A 12,981-nucleotide genomic window follows, 5' to 3' on the forward strand; every position below is an offset into this window, starting at 1 on the left:
TACTGCAAAGGAGACCTGGCATGGACACACTCACCGGTGGCTGCCTTTGCGGCAAGGTAAAAATCGAGGCGCGCGGACGCCCTTACCGGGTCGGCCTGTGTCACTGTCTGGACTGCCGCAAGCATCATGGCGCGCTGTTCAACGCGTCGGCGATATATCCTCAGGACGCAGTGACGATTACGGGCGAGACACGCGACTACGCCGGGCGCTTTTTCTGCCCATGCTGCGGCTCCTCAGTCTATGCCCGCAGCGCTGACGAAATCGAAGTGCACCTGGGCGCCCTGGATGCCCCCGATCAACTGATACCCACCTACGAAAGCTGGATCGTGCGGCGCGAATCCTGGTTGCCGGTGTTTCCGCTTGGCCGACGCTATCTGCGCGATCGTAACGCCAGCGGACGCTTTGAAGACGAGGATTAGTTCATAGTCGCGCTCTTGCAGCCTGATAGGAAAAATCTCTTGTACGAACCCCAGGCCACAAGCAGATCGTGAGAATAGCAACCTGCTTGACTGAGGCCCGGACCATGAACTCACGCCCGCGTTGCACAGCCTTCCATGAAGCAGGTCATGCCCTCGCCTTCTGGTGGAATGGTCAACGCATAAAGCGTGTCACCGTGCGTACCCGCGCTGAAGCGCAGATCGGCCCGATGGTCGATCTGCGTGGCAACCTGCAAGCGGTCAAGGGCCTGGTAGAAGCCGAATACTGCGTACCGCTCCCCGCCTTCGAGCCCTCAGGTATCGCTGAATACCTGCCGTCGATGATCGAATTGATTGAACGCGACCTGATCCACTGCTTCGCCGGCCCCGTGGCCGAGGCGATCTACCGGCACCGCCCGTCCGACCGCTGCATTACCCGTAGCGGCGCCGGTGACCGGCAGCGCGCCATGGAGCTGATCAACCTGCTACCGGCACGCAAGGTGCTGGATGCGGAGCCGCGGGCCATCGCCCGTTCCTATTGCCTGGTGCGTCGTTACTGGACGACGCTGAGCGCTGTAGCACAACTGCTCCAGGCGCAAGGCGAAGTGAATGGTGAAATGATCAGTGCGCTGTGTTGCGAGCTCACCGGGGAGGCGCCTACGCGACTCGGTAATGTCCTGACGAGCCTTGATGGCCGCAGCCCTCGTACTGTCGGTTCGGCCTGGGCAGGGCTCGCTGGCTAGTGGTTGATGGCCGTTGAGCGGACCGTCGCTACCACCCGATTACGGCCTGTCTGCTTGGCGTGATAGAGGTTTTCGTCGGCGCGCTTGAGGATCGCCGCCGCTGTCGAAGTTTCTTCGCTCAGCCAGGCGACACCAATGGAAATCGTCAGTGGCCCGCTTGGCACGATCTGGGTGGACGCAATGGTCTGGCGGATACGTTCGCCAATGCTACTGGCAGCCTGCGCGTCGGTTTCCGGCAGGATCAACGCGAACTCCTCGCCCCCTGCGCGACAGGCCAGATCCTGCTCTCGGGAACACTGGGCGATGATCGTCGCGACCCGTTTCAGGGCTTCGTCGCCGACATCATGGCCAAAGGTATCGTTGACCCGTTTGAAGTGGTCGATATCCAGCGCCAGCACTGCGTAAGGGCGCTGTGCCTGAGTGAGGGTCTGTAACGCAGCGTCCATGGCGCGGCGGTTGGCCAGGCCGGTCAAAGGATCGCTCTGTGCCTGATGACTGAGGCTGCCAAGTTTCTGCTGAAGTAACTGCACGCCGCTGAGTAGTGCGCGGCGGATAGCGGCCGCTTCGGCGTACCAGGTGTTGATGGCTTGCAACTGTGCGCTGGCTTGCGGCGCCGACAGGTGCTCGGCACTCTGCGCCAATTGCCGTAAGGGTCGGCTGATCAGCATCGTCGCCAGCAGGATCACCAGCAGGCCGACCAGGCCGGCCGGAATCACCTTGATGAACATATCGCGCAACAATTGCCCAAGCGGCGCCAGCGCTTGCTCGCGAGGCTGTTGTGCGATCACGGCCCAGTTGGCATCGGCAATCTGGGCATATCCGGCGAGCATGGCAATACCCCGGGAGTTGATGGTCTCCATCGAACCATGCTCGCCGCGCAACGCGGCATCGACCGTCGCGCTGACGGTCAGCACTTCACCAATGCGGTGGTGATCGGAATGGTACAGCAGGCGCCGGTTTTCATCGGTGACGAAGGCGAAGGTGCCGTCCTGGTGAAAGTGATTGCTGATCAACGCATGCAAGATGCCCTGCTGGCGAATGTAGATCGACGCACCGATGATGCCGAGAAATTGCCCCGAGGGGCTGAACACCGGTTGCGAGATGAACACGATCAGGTTGCCTGCCGCGCTCTCATATGCACGACTGACCAGTGGACGCTGCGCCTGCAACGCTTGCAAGACCTCCTCGGAGGTCAACGTGGTGCCGACCAGATGAGCGTTATCGGGATAAATTTGCAGGGCTCTGGCGTTGGCATCAACGATCAGCACGGCGTTGAAAGCCTTGTCTTCGGCCTGTAAACGCACGACTTCTTCCCTGAGCAGTTGCTGATTAGTGAAGTCGCGGCCCAACAACTGGCTGCTGTAGCTCAAGCGACTATGCGCGGACTTGAGGAACTGGCCAATGCTCGAGGCCACCTTGGAGGTGTAGGCCTGATTGGCCTGCAGCGCCGAATGCACCAGCGCATCACGTTGCACCCCATAGGCCACCCACAAGCTGTTGCACAGCGTGGCCAGGACCGCGAGAAATACAAGCAGCAAAATCAGGCCGCGCAGGCCGATGGACACAGGATGGCGTCTGTTCATGAACCCTGCCGTTGGTTTTCTTCCCTGCACTGATGAAGCACTGCAGTTTGGCGACTGACTGCAGCGGGTGATAGATGACACCACCCGCTGCATCTGTAGCGTAGTCGCTTTTGCGCTTCATTCTGGCGGATTGCAACCGGTACGGCAGCGTCCTCCCGCTACCACTTCAGAAACCCAGGGTGGCCGACACCAGGTAGGTCCTTGGCGTAGACAAGGTCAACCCTGCCTCGCTGTCATCGGAGGCGCCCGCCGAGGCCCAGTAGCGATCATCCAGCAGGTTCTCGACGCTGGCACGCAGGGTGATGTCCTTGCCGTCGACCTTGAAGGCATAGCGGGCTCCGGCATCAAAACGCTCCCAACCGTCGATCTGCTTGCTGTTGGCCTGGTCCAGGTACTGCGAGCTGGAATGAATGCCGCGGGCAGTCAGGGTCAGCCCGGTCACCAGCGGCACGTCCCACTCGGCGCCAAGGTTGACGTTGTACTCCGGCGTCGCCGGGGCGCGGTTGCCGTCGAAGCTACCGCCGACGGTGTCGGTCAGCTTGCTGTCGATGTACATAACCCCACCAAGCAGTCGAAAGCCCTTCAGTGGTTCACCGAACACGCTCAGTTCAACACCCTTGTTCTCGCGCTTGCCGTTAGGTCCGAAGACCCGCGTCGTGGTGTTGGTCTCGTAGGCCGGTTGGCGGATGCGAAACGCGCTGGCGGTCAGGGCGAACGCACCGAGGTCATACTTGGCCCCGACCTCTACCTGGCGGCTGATGAACGGCGGAAAAATCTGGTCCTCGTTGATCGAGGTTGAAGGCGCGATCTTGCCCTGGCTCAGGCCTTCCATGTAGTTGGCATACAGTGACAATTGGTCGGTGACCTTGTACAGAATCCCGCCCGACGGTGAGACCTTCTCTTCGTCATAGTCTGTGGCACCTTTGACGTTGTCGCTCCAGTCATCCACCTGGACCCGCTGCCAGCGGGCACCCAGGGTCAGGAGCAAACGCTCGTCGAAGAAGCCGAGGGTGTCGGCCAGCGCCACACCGGTAAAGCGGTTCTCGGTGTACACCTTGGCGTCCTGGCGCGTGGGGGTGCCGGGGGTTGGCGTTGGACGCGGGTTGTAGAGATTGCTTGGCGCCGCGGCATAGCGGGCACCGCCGTTCTCGAAGTCCATATAGAAGTAGCTGGCCGCCAGATTCACTTCATGGCTCACGGAACCGGTGTTGAACCAGTTGCGCAGGCCGGCCGTGGCGGTTTTGACATTTTCATCGCGGGTGAAATCACGTGGCTGGACGCTGAAATCACCGGCATCGTTGGAGATCGGCACGTTGTGCCGGAGGAAGTCGTGATCGCTTTTCCGCGCGCCGACCGCCGCATAGGCCATCAGCGAATCGTTGATATCGAACTCACCATTGAGGGTGCCAAAGGTGTCGTTGGTACGCGCCTTGCTCCAGGCCTGGGCGTAGTTGCGCCGCACATCATCGGCATCCGGCACCTTGGCGTTGGCGCCGACGATTACCCGTTCCTGAGGCGCATCGGTATCACGCTCGGTGTGGCCAAAATCTGCCGACAGCCGCAGCCGCTCACCACGAAAATCCAGGCCCAGCACGGCCATCTCGCGCTCGACGCTCTGATGGTCCCATTCGGTGTCACCCGATTGCTTGACACCGTTGAAGCGCAGGCCGAACTGGTTCTGGTCACCGAAGCGGCGGCCGATGTCCACCGCCCCGCCGACCTGGCTGTCCGATACATAGCTACCGGTGAATTCGCTGATCGATGTGTCACCCGCGCGCTTGGGCACGACGTTGATGCCGCCGCCGACACTGCCGCGCGGCGAAATGCCATTGATCAACTGGCTCGGGCCTTTGATGATGTCCACGCGGTCGGCCATTTCCATGTCGATCGAGTAGGTCGGCAAGACACCGTACAAACCGTTGTAGGAAACATCACTGTTAAACAGGCTGAAGCCGCGGATGGTGAACTGCTCGAAGCGTCCACCCGCGGGGTTGGTTGCACGCACCGAAGGATCGCTGGCGATCAGGTCGCCCAAGGTCCGCGCTTGCTGGTTCTGGACCGCCTCACTGGTGTAGGTGGTCATGCTGAAGGGGGTTTCCATGAAATCCCGCGAGCCCAGCATACCTTGCGAACCACGGCGGGCCACCTGCCCGCCGGCATAACGTTCGCCCGCAAGGTCAGCACCGCCGTGACTACCGAGGATGCTGGTCGGCGCAATTTCCAGAGCATCGGAGCCCTCGGGTACGGGCACCAGGGTGTAGGCGTCAGCCCCAACCGGCTGAAGTTGCAGGCCACTGCCCTGCAGCAGCCGGGCAAAGCCCTCATCAATGTTGTAGTTGCCCGAAAGCCCCGCGCTACGCCGGCCACTCACCAGGCCCGGCTCCACCGAGACACTCACCCCGGCCTGGCCGGCAAAGCGGATCAACGCCGAACCGAGGTCACCGGCGGGGACTTTGTAGGTGCGTTGTTCACTGTCGGCGAAGGCCAACGGCGCTGACATCGTGCCGAAGCCGAGCATCAGGCTCAGGCACAAGGTGGAACAGGAAAACGAAGGCGCCAGCGGGGCTCGTCGGCGTGTCAGTGCGGGCATTGTTGCGCTCTCAAATGGATTCACTTGCCCTAGATGACAACCGAGCGGAAGAAAGGGGACAGGCTTTGTGCGATTTTTTCAGCGCATGGCCCGCACACTACTCCCTGTCCTTGAACGAACGGATCAGATTATCGCGCAGCTTCACTACCGCACCCTGAACCTGGGTGAACTCTTCCGATGTCAGACCGGTAGCTTCAAACAGGTCCACGTCCGAGCCCTCCTCGCGCAACTGCCGGCCGCTGTCGGTCAGACGGATGCATACCTGACGCTCATCTGCAGGGTCGCGCTGGCGTTGTACGTAGCCCATGTTTTCCAGCTTTTTCAGGATCGGCGTCAGGGTGTTGGATTCGAGAAACAGCTTTTCGCCCAGGCTGCCGACGGTCTGGTCGTCCAGTTCCCAGAGTGCCACCAAGGTGATGTATTGGGTGTAGGTCAAGCCCAGACGCTCAAGTTTCGGCTTGTATGCCTTGCCGAACGCGAGGTTGGTCGAATAGACGGCAAAGCAGAGGAATTCAGAAAGTTTCAAATCGGCAGGTTTCATAGATATCCCTTCCTGAGCAGAGAACGATGCATGCGCCAGCCAGGCGAGCGTGAAAACGCTGACCTGGCTGACGCAGCTTTAACATCATGCGATTTAATCGTATGCGACCAAGCTGATAATCCTTTCCCGGCTCTTTGCTGTCAAGACGGCGTCTGCCCGCCCACCTGCGCTATTACTCGGTGATCGCCTTCAAGGTCACCTCGATATTGCCGCGGGTAGCCTTGGAGTATGGGCACACCTGGTCAGCCGCATGCACCAGGGCGTTCGCCACTTCAGGGTCCAGGCCTGGCAGGCGCGCGGTCAGTCGGGCCTGGAGGAAGTAGTCCTTGCCGGTCTGGCCAAGGTCAACCTCGATGTCGACCGCAAGCCCGGCAGGCAGCGCCACTTTCATTTCCTTGGCAACAAGCTCCACCGCGGCGATGTAGCAGGCCGACCATGCCCCGGAGAACAGCTGTTCGGCGGTTGGATGCGGGGCAATGGCGTTGAATTCGTAGGCGGGCTTGCTGGCACCCGGCGCCGACAGCTGGATGTCCAGGCCGCGCGCAGTGCTACCCGCGACACTGAGGGTGGTATGGGTCTTGCCGGTCAACAGGACTTTTTCGATCTTGCTCATGGGGATTTCCTCGGGGTTCGATTTTTTTAATCGCTAACGATTAGATCGCATGCGATAGATAAATAATCAACCAGGCAGGCCTCGACGTCAACAGCGACTGTGTGCTGCTGCGACAAACGGTTCCGTTCGCTTGAATGCGTCAGAGTGATGTGTTACCACGCAACACGGTTTGTTCACGCCTCAATCAGGCACAGGGAACTACACATGCTTTTGAACCTCCCGCAGCCCATTACCTGCTTCATTGGCGATGCGCTATTGCTACCCGACGAAATCGGCGAGTCGCCCTGCGATGTCTACCACTTCAGCCGTGGCAACGAGCGATTCTTTCTGAAGACCTGCCCGCCGCAATTTATTCCCACCACCTATAGCGTGCAGCGCGAAGCGCAGGTGCTGCAATGGCTGGAGGGGCGCCTGAGCGTGCCGGAAGTCGTGGCGCTGGGCGAAAGCGGCGACGGCGAGTTCATGATCACCCGCGCCGTACCTGGCGAGTCGTTGCAACGGCGGATCGAGCAAAAGTTGCCAGTACTGGAGCTGTTTCGCGAAGCCTTGCACCAGGTGCAGTCAGTGCTTATCGCCGACTGCCCATTCGACTCCAGTGCGACATTGCGCTTGCGCGAACTGGAGTACCTGATGGCTCAAGGCCTATGTGCGGATGATTTAGACCTGCAACCCTGGCCGAACCTGCATACCCCAAAGGATCTGCTGGCTCACCTGCAGGCCACTGTCGCGCTTGAAGATCGGGTGTTCAGCCATGGTGACCTGGGCGACAGCAACGTGTTCGTCGATGCCCGCGAGCAGTTGCACTTCATTGACCTGGGTCGCGGCGGTATCGCCGATCGCTGGCTGGACATCGCCTTTGTCCATCGCAACTTGCGCGAAGAGGTCTCGGCAACGGTAGCGGCGGAGTTTCTGGCAGGCGCCAGCGCGTTCGACAACCCTGCCAAACGTGAGTTTTTCGAGCAGTTGGACGAGTTATTCTAAGCGACGCCCGAGGTGCAGGTTACGCCCGCCTCATCACGAGACGCCCGCTCTCCCACCGCAACATCCACCCACTGTGCATTGACCAGCGCAGCCATGTGCTCGGGCTCGATGCGCACGGCGGCATTCGGCGCGCCGCCTGCGGGAAACACAACGGGGAAATCCTTGAGCGAGATATCGCAAAACACCCGCAGCGCACCGGGCAGGCCAAACGGACAGACACCACCAACGGGATGACCGGTCTGTTCCTCGACCTGCGCGGCATCGAGCATCCGCGCCTTGACCCCGAAGTGTTGCTTGTACTTGCGGTTGTCCAGGCGCGCATCACCACGGGCGACCAGCAGAATGACCTCCTCCCCCACCCGCAGCGACAAGGTCTTGGCGATCTGGCCCGGCTCAACGCCCAGGCCTTCGGCGGCCAAGGCGACAGTGGCGGTGCTGGTATCCAGTTCCAGCACCGAAATCTCCGGTGCGTGCTGGGCGAAGAAGGCCCTGACAGACTGTAAGCTCATGCTCAACTAGCTCCTTGTATAGAGGATTTGCGGCCTCAATGGAACATGCCCGGGTCATGCTTGGCAAGCGTGCAAGCCCGCGATCAGTGCACCGCCCGGGTGACCAGATAACTCAGCAGTTCAGGCTCGTCATCCAGTTCAATGGTCCGTACCGGCCGAGGCAGGTTGTCCAGCACCGCGCGCCAGAAGGCCTGGGCGGTTTCGTCCTGGTCATAGAAACGCACCAGCCAGTCGCTCTCCCCGCTCATCAGCACCTGGCTGGCAATTGCCCGGCCGATGCCTTTGCGCCGGTAACGCTTGAGGATGAACAAGTCAGCCAGTTCCAGGGCATTGAGTGCTGCGAACTCGCTACGCTCGATCAACAGGAAGCCGGCGATAAAGCCATCGACCAGGATCAGGTTGGCGCTCCACTGTGGCTCCTGCCAGTAGCGGGCCAGGTGCTCTTCGTGGATATAGAAACGGCCATCCACTTCCACATCCTCCTGCTCCCAGTCCGAGGACTCATAGGCATAGAACTGGTACAGGTTGCGAATCAGCTCGGCTTGGTCCGCGCCGGTTTGCAGCAGTTCGACAGTGAAAGGGATCGAAGGCATGGGAATCTCGGTCAATAAACAGGTAGCGCGTTTTTCGCGGGCGCTATTGTTTACAAAAGCCGTGGCCAATGCCAGCAGCAGGAGACCAAGCCATGACCTACAGCGAACCCGGTCGAGACCCAGAACCGATGTCGCGGCGTACGGCGGTGGCCTATGCGCTTGGCCTGCCCCTGGCGTTGCTGGTGTTGATCTTCCTGCCCGCCGGCAGCCTCGCCTGGCGACCCGGCTGGATTTTTCTTGGCGTGCTGGTGCTGGCTTTTGCGTTATCGGCGCTGCTGCTCGCCCGCGTCAATCCAGTGATTTACCGTGCACGCAGCCGCTTTCAGGCCGGCACCAAAGGTTGGGACAAAGCGCTGCTGGCATTCATGCTGCCAGCAATGGTTGCCGTTTTACCCGTGGCCGCCCTGGATGCCGGACGCTTTCATGATTCGCTAGTGCCCGGTTGGCTGGTGCTGCTGGGCTATGGCGCGGCGCTGGCCGGCATCGCGGTGACCGCCTGGGCGCAGGCGGTCAATCCGTTTTTCGAGCCAGGTGTTCGCATTCAGTCGGAGCGCCACCAGCGAGTGATCGACAACGGCCCTTATCGTTTCGTCCGCCACCCCGGCTACATCGCCGCTCTCTGGCTATTCTTCGGCATGGCGCTGGCGCTCGGTTCATTCTGGGCACTGCTGCCTGCGGCGGTGGCAGCGGCGCTGCTGGTCGTGCGTACAACCTGGGAAGATCGGCTATTGCAGGCCGAACTGGACGGTTACGCCGAGTATGCCCGGCGCGTGCGCTACAAGCTGGTTCCCGGAATCTGGTAAATCTCCTACGCTAAAGGCGGTTGCTTCAGATCCGCGCCAGCGCCTGGGCCAGGTCCGCGCGGAGGTCTTCGACGTCTTCCACCCCTACCGACAGGCGCACCAGCGCATCGCCGATACCCAGCTGCGCCCGGGTTTCAGCCGGGATGCTGGCATGGGTCATGATCGCCGGATGTTCGATCAGGCTTTCCACCCCGCCCAGGCTCTCGGCCAAGGCAAAGATACGCACGCTTTCCAGAAAACGCCTAGCCCCGGCCAGGTCGCTGTTCAGATCCAGCGAAATCATCCCGCCGAAACCATGCATCTGCCGCCGTGCCAGACCATGCTGAGGGTGGGACACCAGCCCCGGATAGTAAACCCGCGCCACCTGCGGCTGACGCTCAAGCCAGTGCGCCAGTTCCAGCGCGTTACTGCAGTGGCGCTCCATGCGCAGGGCCAGGGTTTTCACTCCGCGCAAGGTCAGAAAGGCGTCGAACGGCCCGGCAATCGCCCCTACCGCATTCTGCAAAAAGCCCAGGCGCTCGGCCAGCTCGGGGTTGCCGACCACGGCAATCCCACCGATCACATCGGAGTGGCCATTGAGGTATTTGGTGGTCGAGTGCAGAACGATGTCGAAGCCCTGCTCCAGCGGCCGCTGCACCCAGGGGCTGGCAAACGTATTGTCGGCGACACAGAGAATGCCGCGCTGACGACAGATGTCAGCAACAGCAGCCAGGTCGGTGAGACTGAGCAATGGGTTACTGGGCGTCTCGACCCAGACCATGCGCGTATCGTCCTCCAAAGCCTCTTCAAAAGCCTCAAGGTCGGTCAGGTCGACAAAGCTGAAACGGTGGCCAGCACTCTGCCGGCGAACCTTGTCGAACAGACGGAACGTTCCCCCGTAGAGGTCATTGCCAGAAACGATGTGCGAACCCGCGTCGAGCAGTTCCAGGACATTGGCGATGGTCGCCAGCCCCGAGGCAAAGGCGAAAGCCTGGATCCCGCCCTCAAGATCGGCCACGCAACGCTCCAGCGCCCAGCGCGTGGGATTGTGCGAGCGTCCGTAGTCCAGGCCCTTGTGCACGCCGGGGCTCTGCTGGGCATAGGTGGAGTTGGCGTAGATCGGCGGCATCAAGGCCCCGGTGGACGGGTCCGGGGTTTGTCCGGCGTGGATCACGCGGGTGGCGAAGGCGCGTGGCGCGGTAGTTTCGTCGTGCTGACTCATGGCAAGGACCTGCGCAGGTGGTTGAGCATGTCGACGCGGGTAATCAGGCCATAAAAGCCCGAGGCATCAGCGATGATCGCCACCAGCCCACGGTCGAGTTCCGCTTGCAGTGTAGTCAGGCTGGCACTGGGTGGCAGGGTTTGCAGCTTGTCGGTCATGGCGCTGGCGACAGGCAAACGAAAATGCGTCGGGTCGGCGTGCATGCCGACAAGAATGTCGGACTCGTCGATCACCCCGACCAGCCGCTGGCCGTCCTCAAGCACCGGTAACTGCGAGACATCGGCCAGGCGCATGCGCTGGAACGCGGTGAGCAAGGTATCGCCTGGCCCGACGCTGATCACCCGGCCATCCTCGAAACGCCGGGCAATCAGGTCACGTAAATCGCCGTAGTGCTTGAACTGCAACAGGCCCTGGTCGGTCATCCACTGGTCGTTGTAGACCTTCGACAGGTAACGGGTACCGGTGTCGCAGACAAAGCTCACCACCCGCTTCGGTTCGGTCTGCTCGCGGCAGTAGTGCAGCGCCGCAGCCAGCAAGGTACCGGTCGAGGATCCGCCCAGAATGCCTTCGGCGCGCAGCAACTGGCGAGCATGGTCGAAGCTGTCCTCATCGCTGATCGAATAGGCCTGACGCACACTGGACAGATCCGCGATCGAGGGCACGAAATCCTCGCCGATGCCCTCCACCGCCCAGGAACCGGGGGTGCCCAGGACACCGCTGCGGCTGTACTCGGCCATCACCGAGCCAACTGGATCGGCCAGCACCATCGCCAGGTCCGGCTGCACCCGGCGGAAGAAACGGGTCAGGCCGGTGAGTGTGCCGGCCGAGCCGACGCCGACGACAATGGCATCGACGTCATGGTGCATCTGCGCCCAGATTTCCGGCGCGGTACTGCACTCATGGGCCAGGGGATTGGCCGGGTTGTTGAACTGGTCGGCGAAGAACGCCTCGGGTATTTCTGCGGTCAGGCGCGCCGCCACATCCTGGTAATACTCCGGATGCCCTTTGCCGACATCGGAGCGGGTGATGTGCACTTCGGCGCCCATCGCCTTGAGGTGCAGGACCTTCTCGGTAGACATCTTGTCCGGCACCACCAGTACCACCCGATAGCCTTTGGCCCGACCGACCAGCGCAAGGCCAAGGCCGGTATTGCCAGCGGTGGCTTCAACGATGGTACCACCGGGACGCAAGCGGCCATCGCGTTCGGCGGCATCGATCATGGCCAGGCCGATACGGTCCTTGATCGAACCGCCAGGGTTCTGCGATTCAAGCTTGAGGAACAAGGTACAGGGACCGGTATCGAAGCGGGAGACGCGTACCAGCGGCGTATTGCCAATCAGTTCGAGTACGGCTGGGCGGGAATCGTTGGACATAGGCTCACCTCGCAGCGGGACTGGGTGCGGGTTGAACAGCGGCCTATGGTCCAACCCGGGCGACGCTTCGATTGGACCATAGGCCGGCCTGGCGCCCACCGCAACCGTTCACGGCCAGCCGGTAGTTTCCTCCGTTTGTCAGGCGCCGCCGCGAAAACAAGAGATACCCCAGGCCGTCAACTTGAATGGCAGGTGGTAGTGCTGGCCAGGGTCGGCCACCCCGAAGCGGTAAACCAGCTCATCAAGGAACGGCACTGCAGGAAGCTCCATGCCCTGGGCCCGATAAAAATCAGCTACCCGGAGCCTGACTTCATATACGCCAGGGGTACAGCGACCGGCCTCACGCTCCAGCTCTGCCAGCACGCCGTTGCTGGCAATACGACCCTGGCAGATCAGTTCCTGCTGAGCGCCTTCCAGGCGCACCAGCCGAACGTCCAGCCCTTGCGCCACACAGCCGCTGGCAACATCGACGATATGAATGGAGATGCCCGCATTCATGACCAGAAACCCTTGTGCGCTTCAGCCGCTTCCGCTTCGAGCATCGGCCCCAGGACACTGACCTGACGTTGCCCGCGGGCAAACACTTCGCGACACGGCAGGGAGAACGTCGGGTTCTCCGGGTGATCGCCGGTCAGCCCCAGCAGCGCGTGTTCAGACAAGGCGTACACCACCCGGCCGATGCCGGTCCAGTACACGGCACCGGCGCACATGCAGCAAGGTTCGGCACTGGTGTACAGGGTGCAATCAGCCAGCGCCTCGGGGCTAAGGCACTTGGCCGCCTGGGCCGCGGCAACCAGTTCAGCGTGCTGGGTCGGATCGCCTTCGGGTGGCATCGAGTTGTTGCCGGCCTGGGCGATCACCTGACCATTGCGGTCCGCCACCAGCGCGGCAAACGGATGGCGGCCGCGTTGCCGGGATTGCTCGGACAGCTCAATGGCACGACGCAGCAGTTCAAGGTCGAGCGCGCTGACACCAGCGGGAGTGAGGTTGGTAAAACTGGTCATGTGAAACTCCTTGGCAGTCATAAAAGGGATG

Annotated in this window: 14 protein-coding genes; 4 read left to right on the top strand and 10 right to left on the bottom strand. The window is 61.6% G+C overall.

Annotated elements, in window-relative coordinates; genetic code table 11:
- Nucleotides 1–20 precede the first annotated feature (20 nt).
- Nucleotides 21–419, top strand: a complete 399-nt coding sequence (locus ACO6VD_RS10065; RefSeq protein WP_422418715.1) for a GFA family protein — start codon at nt 21–23, stop codon at nt 417–419.
- A gap of 104 nt (nt 420–523) precedes the next feature.
- The gene (locus ACO6VD_RS10070) at nt 524–1,159 is read left to right on the top strand and encodes a hypothetical protein (protein WP_422418716.1); all 636 of its coding nucleotides are present in this window, start codon (nt 524–526) and stop codon (nt 1,157–1,159) included.
- Here the strand turns inward: ACO6VD_RS10070 and ACO6VD_RS10075 are convergent.
- The 4 genes from ACO6VD_RS10075 to ACO6VD_RS10090 all read right to left on the bottom strand — a co-directional run bounded on the left by ACO6VD_RS10075 (nt 1,156) and on the right by ACO6VD_RS10090 (nt 6,486).
- Entirely contained in the window at nt 1,156–2,742 is a 1,587-nt protein-coding gene (locus ACO6VD_RS10075) for a diguanylate cyclase (protein ID WP_422418718.1), read from the bottom strand. The two genes, ACO6VD_RS10070 and ACO6VD_RS10075, sit on opposite strands and share 4 nt — an antisense overlap.
- 166 nt (nt 2,743–2,908) lie before the next feature.
- Nucleotides 2,909–5,332, bottom strand: coding sequence for a TonB-dependent siderophore receptor (locus tag ACO6VD_RS10080; protein ID WP_422418719.1), 2,424 nt, complete (start codon nt 5,330–5,332; stop codon nt 2,909–2,911).
- A gap of 97 nt (nt 5,333–5,429) precedes the next feature.
- Entirely contained in the window at nt 5,430–5,873 is a 444-nt protein-coding gene (locus tag ACO6VD_RS10085; protein WP_422418720.1) for a MarR family winged helix-turn-helix transcriptional regulator, read from the bottom strand.
- 172 nt (nt 5,874–6,045) lie between these two features.
- Nucleotides 6,046–6,486, bottom strand: coding sequence for an Ohr family peroxiredoxin (locus ACO6VD_RS10090; protein ID WP_422418722.1), 441 nt, complete (start codon nt 6,484–6,486; stop codon nt 6,046–6,048).
- Nucleotides 6,487–6,690: 204 nt separating this feature from the next.
- On the opposite strand from ACO6VD_RS10090, the gene ACO6VD_RS10095 reads away from it, so the two are divergent.
- Nucleotides 6,691–7,467, top strand: coding sequence for an APH(3') family aminoglycoside O-phosphotransferase (locus ACO6VD_RS10095; protein WP_422418723.1), 777 nt, complete (start codon nt 6,691–6,693; stop codon nt 7,465–7,467).
- Here the strand turns inward: ACO6VD_RS10095 and ACO6VD_RS10100 are convergent.
- Both ACO6VD_RS10100 and ACO6VD_RS10105 read right to left on the bottom strand, forming a co-directional pair.
- Nucleotides 7,464–7,976, bottom strand: coding sequence for a YbaK/EbsC family protein (locus ACO6VD_RS10100; protein WP_422418724.1), 513 nt, complete (start codon nt 7,974–7,976; stop codon nt 7,464–7,466). The genes ACO6VD_RS10095 and ACO6VD_RS10100 overlap by 4 nt on opposite strands.
- 83 nt (nt 7,977–8,059) lie before the next feature.
- The gene (locus ACO6VD_RS10105; RefSeq protein ID WP_422418726.1) at nt 8,060–8,569 is read right to left on the bottom strand and encodes a GNAT family N-acetyltransferase; all 510 of its coding nucleotides are present in this window, start codon (nt 8,567–8,569) and stop codon (nt 8,060–8,062) included.
- A 92-nt stretch (nt 8,570–8,661) separates the two neighbouring features.
- On the opposite strand from ACO6VD_RS10105, the gene ACO6VD_RS10110 reads away from it, so the two are divergent.
- Nucleotides 8,662–9,372: a methyltransferase family protein gene (locus ACO6VD_RS10110; protein ID WP_422418727.1), complete on the top strand. Its 711-nt coding sequence runs from the start codon at nt 8,662–8,664 to the stop codon at nt 9,370–9,372.
- 25 nt (nt 9,373–9,397) lie between these two features.
- Here ACO6VD_RS10110 and ACO6VD_RS10115 read toward each other — a convergent pair whose 3' ends face one another.
- The 4 genes from ACO6VD_RS10115 to ACO6VD_RS10130 all read right to left on the bottom strand — a co-directional run bounded on the left by ACO6VD_RS10115 (nt 9,398) and on the right by ACO6VD_RS10130 (nt 12,950).
- Nucleotides 9,398–10,573: a cystathionine gamma-synthase gene (locus ACO6VD_RS10115; protein ID WP_422418729.1), complete on the bottom strand. Its 1,176-nt coding sequence runs from the start codon at nt 10,571–10,573 to the stop codon at nt 9,398–9,400.
- A complete protein-coding gene (locus tag ACO6VD_RS10120; RefSeq protein WP_422418730.1) occupies nt 10,570–11,946 on the bottom strand; it encodes a pyridoxal-phosphate dependent enzyme in 1,377 nt (458 codons plus the stop codon). The genes ACO6VD_RS10115 and ACO6VD_RS10120 overlap by 4 nt, the downstream gene beginning before the upstream one ends.
- Before the next feature lie 138 nt (nt 11,947–12,084).
- Nucleotides 12,085–12,444 carry a hydroxyisourate hydrolase gene (locus ACO6VD_RS10125; RefSeq protein ID WP_422418731.1) on the bottom strand — a complete coding sequence of 120 codons (360 nt, stop codon included), beginning with the start codon at nt 12,442–12,444 and terminating at the stop codon, nt 12,085–12,087.
- Nucleotides 12,441–12,950, bottom strand: a complete 510-nt coding sequence (locus ACO6VD_RS10130) for a nucleoside deaminase (protein ID WP_422418732.1) — start codon at nt 12,948–12,950, stop codon at nt 12,441–12,443. The genes ACO6VD_RS10125 and ACO6VD_RS10130 overlap by 4 nt, the downstream gene beginning before the upstream one ends.
- Nucleotides 12,951–12,981: the final 31 nt, after the last annotated feature.

The sequence above is a fragment of the Pseudomonas sp. GZD-222 genome (assembly GCF_049310525.1).
Classification (GTDB): Bacteria; Pseudomonadota; Gammaproteobacteria; order Pseudomonadales; family Pseudomonadaceae; genus Aquipseudomonas.

What these genes read in the sequence shown, in the direction of transcription:
- ACO6VD_RS10065 (WP_422418715.1), top strand. Translation starts at nt 21, where the DNA reads ATGGACACACTCACCGGTGGCTGCCTTTGCGGCAAGGTAAAAATCGAG.
- ACO6VD_RS10070 (WP_422418716.1), top strand. Translation starts at nt 524, where the DNA reads ATGAACTCACGCCCGCGTTGCACAGCCTTCCATGAAGCAGGTCATGCC.
- ACO6VD_RS10075 (WP_422418718.1), bottom strand. Translation starts at nt 2,742, where the DNA reads ATGAACAGACGCCATCCTGTGTCCATCGGCCTGCGCGGCCTGATTTTG.
- ACO6VD_RS10080 (WP_422418719.1), bottom strand. Translation starts at nt 5,332, where the DNA reads ATGCCCGCACTGACACGCCGACGAGCCCCGCTGGCGCCTTCGTTTTCC.
- ACO6VD_RS10085 (WP_422418720.1), bottom strand. Translation starts at nt 5,873, where the DNA reads ATGAAACCTGCCGATTTGAAACTTTCTGAATTCCTCTGCTTTGCCGTC.
- ACO6VD_RS10090 (WP_422418722.1), bottom strand. Translation starts at nt 6,486, where the DNA reads ATGAGCAAGATCGAAAAAGTCCTGTTGACCGGCAAGACCCATACCACC.
- ACO6VD_RS10095 (WP_422418723.1), top strand. Translation starts at nt 6,691, where the DNA reads ATGCTTTTGAACCTCCCGCAGCCCATTACCTGCTTCATTGGCGATGCG.
- ACO6VD_RS10100 (WP_422418724.1), bottom strand. Translation starts at nt 7,976, where the DNA reads ATGAGCTTACAGTCTGTCAGGGCCTTCTTCGCCCAGCACGCACCGGAG.
- ACO6VD_RS10105 (WP_422418726.1), bottom strand. Translation starts at nt 8,569, where the DNA reads ATGCCTTCGATCCCTTTCACTGTCGAACTGCTGCAAACCGGCGCGGAC.
- ACO6VD_RS10110 (WP_422418727.1), top strand. Translation starts at nt 8,662, where the DNA reads ATGACCTACAGCGAACCCGGTCGAGACCCAGAACCGATGTCGCGGCGT.
- ACO6VD_RS10115 (WP_422418729.1), bottom strand. Translation starts at nt 10,573, where the DNA reads ATGAGTCAGCACGACGAAACTACCGCGCCACGCGCCTTCGCCACCCGC.
- ACO6VD_RS10120 (WP_422418730.1), bottom strand. Translation starts at nt 11,946, where the DNA reads ATGTCCAACGATTCCCGCCCAGCCGTACTCGAACTGATTGGCAATACG.
- ACO6VD_RS10125 (WP_422418731.1), bottom strand. Translation starts at nt 12,444, where the DNA reads ATGAATGCGGGCATCTCCATTCATATCGTCGATGTTGCCAGCGGCTGT.
- ACO6VD_RS10130 (WP_422418732.1), bottom strand. Translation starts at nt 12,950, where the DNA reads ATGACCAGTTTTACCAACCTCACTCCCGCTGGTGTCAGCGCGCTCGAC.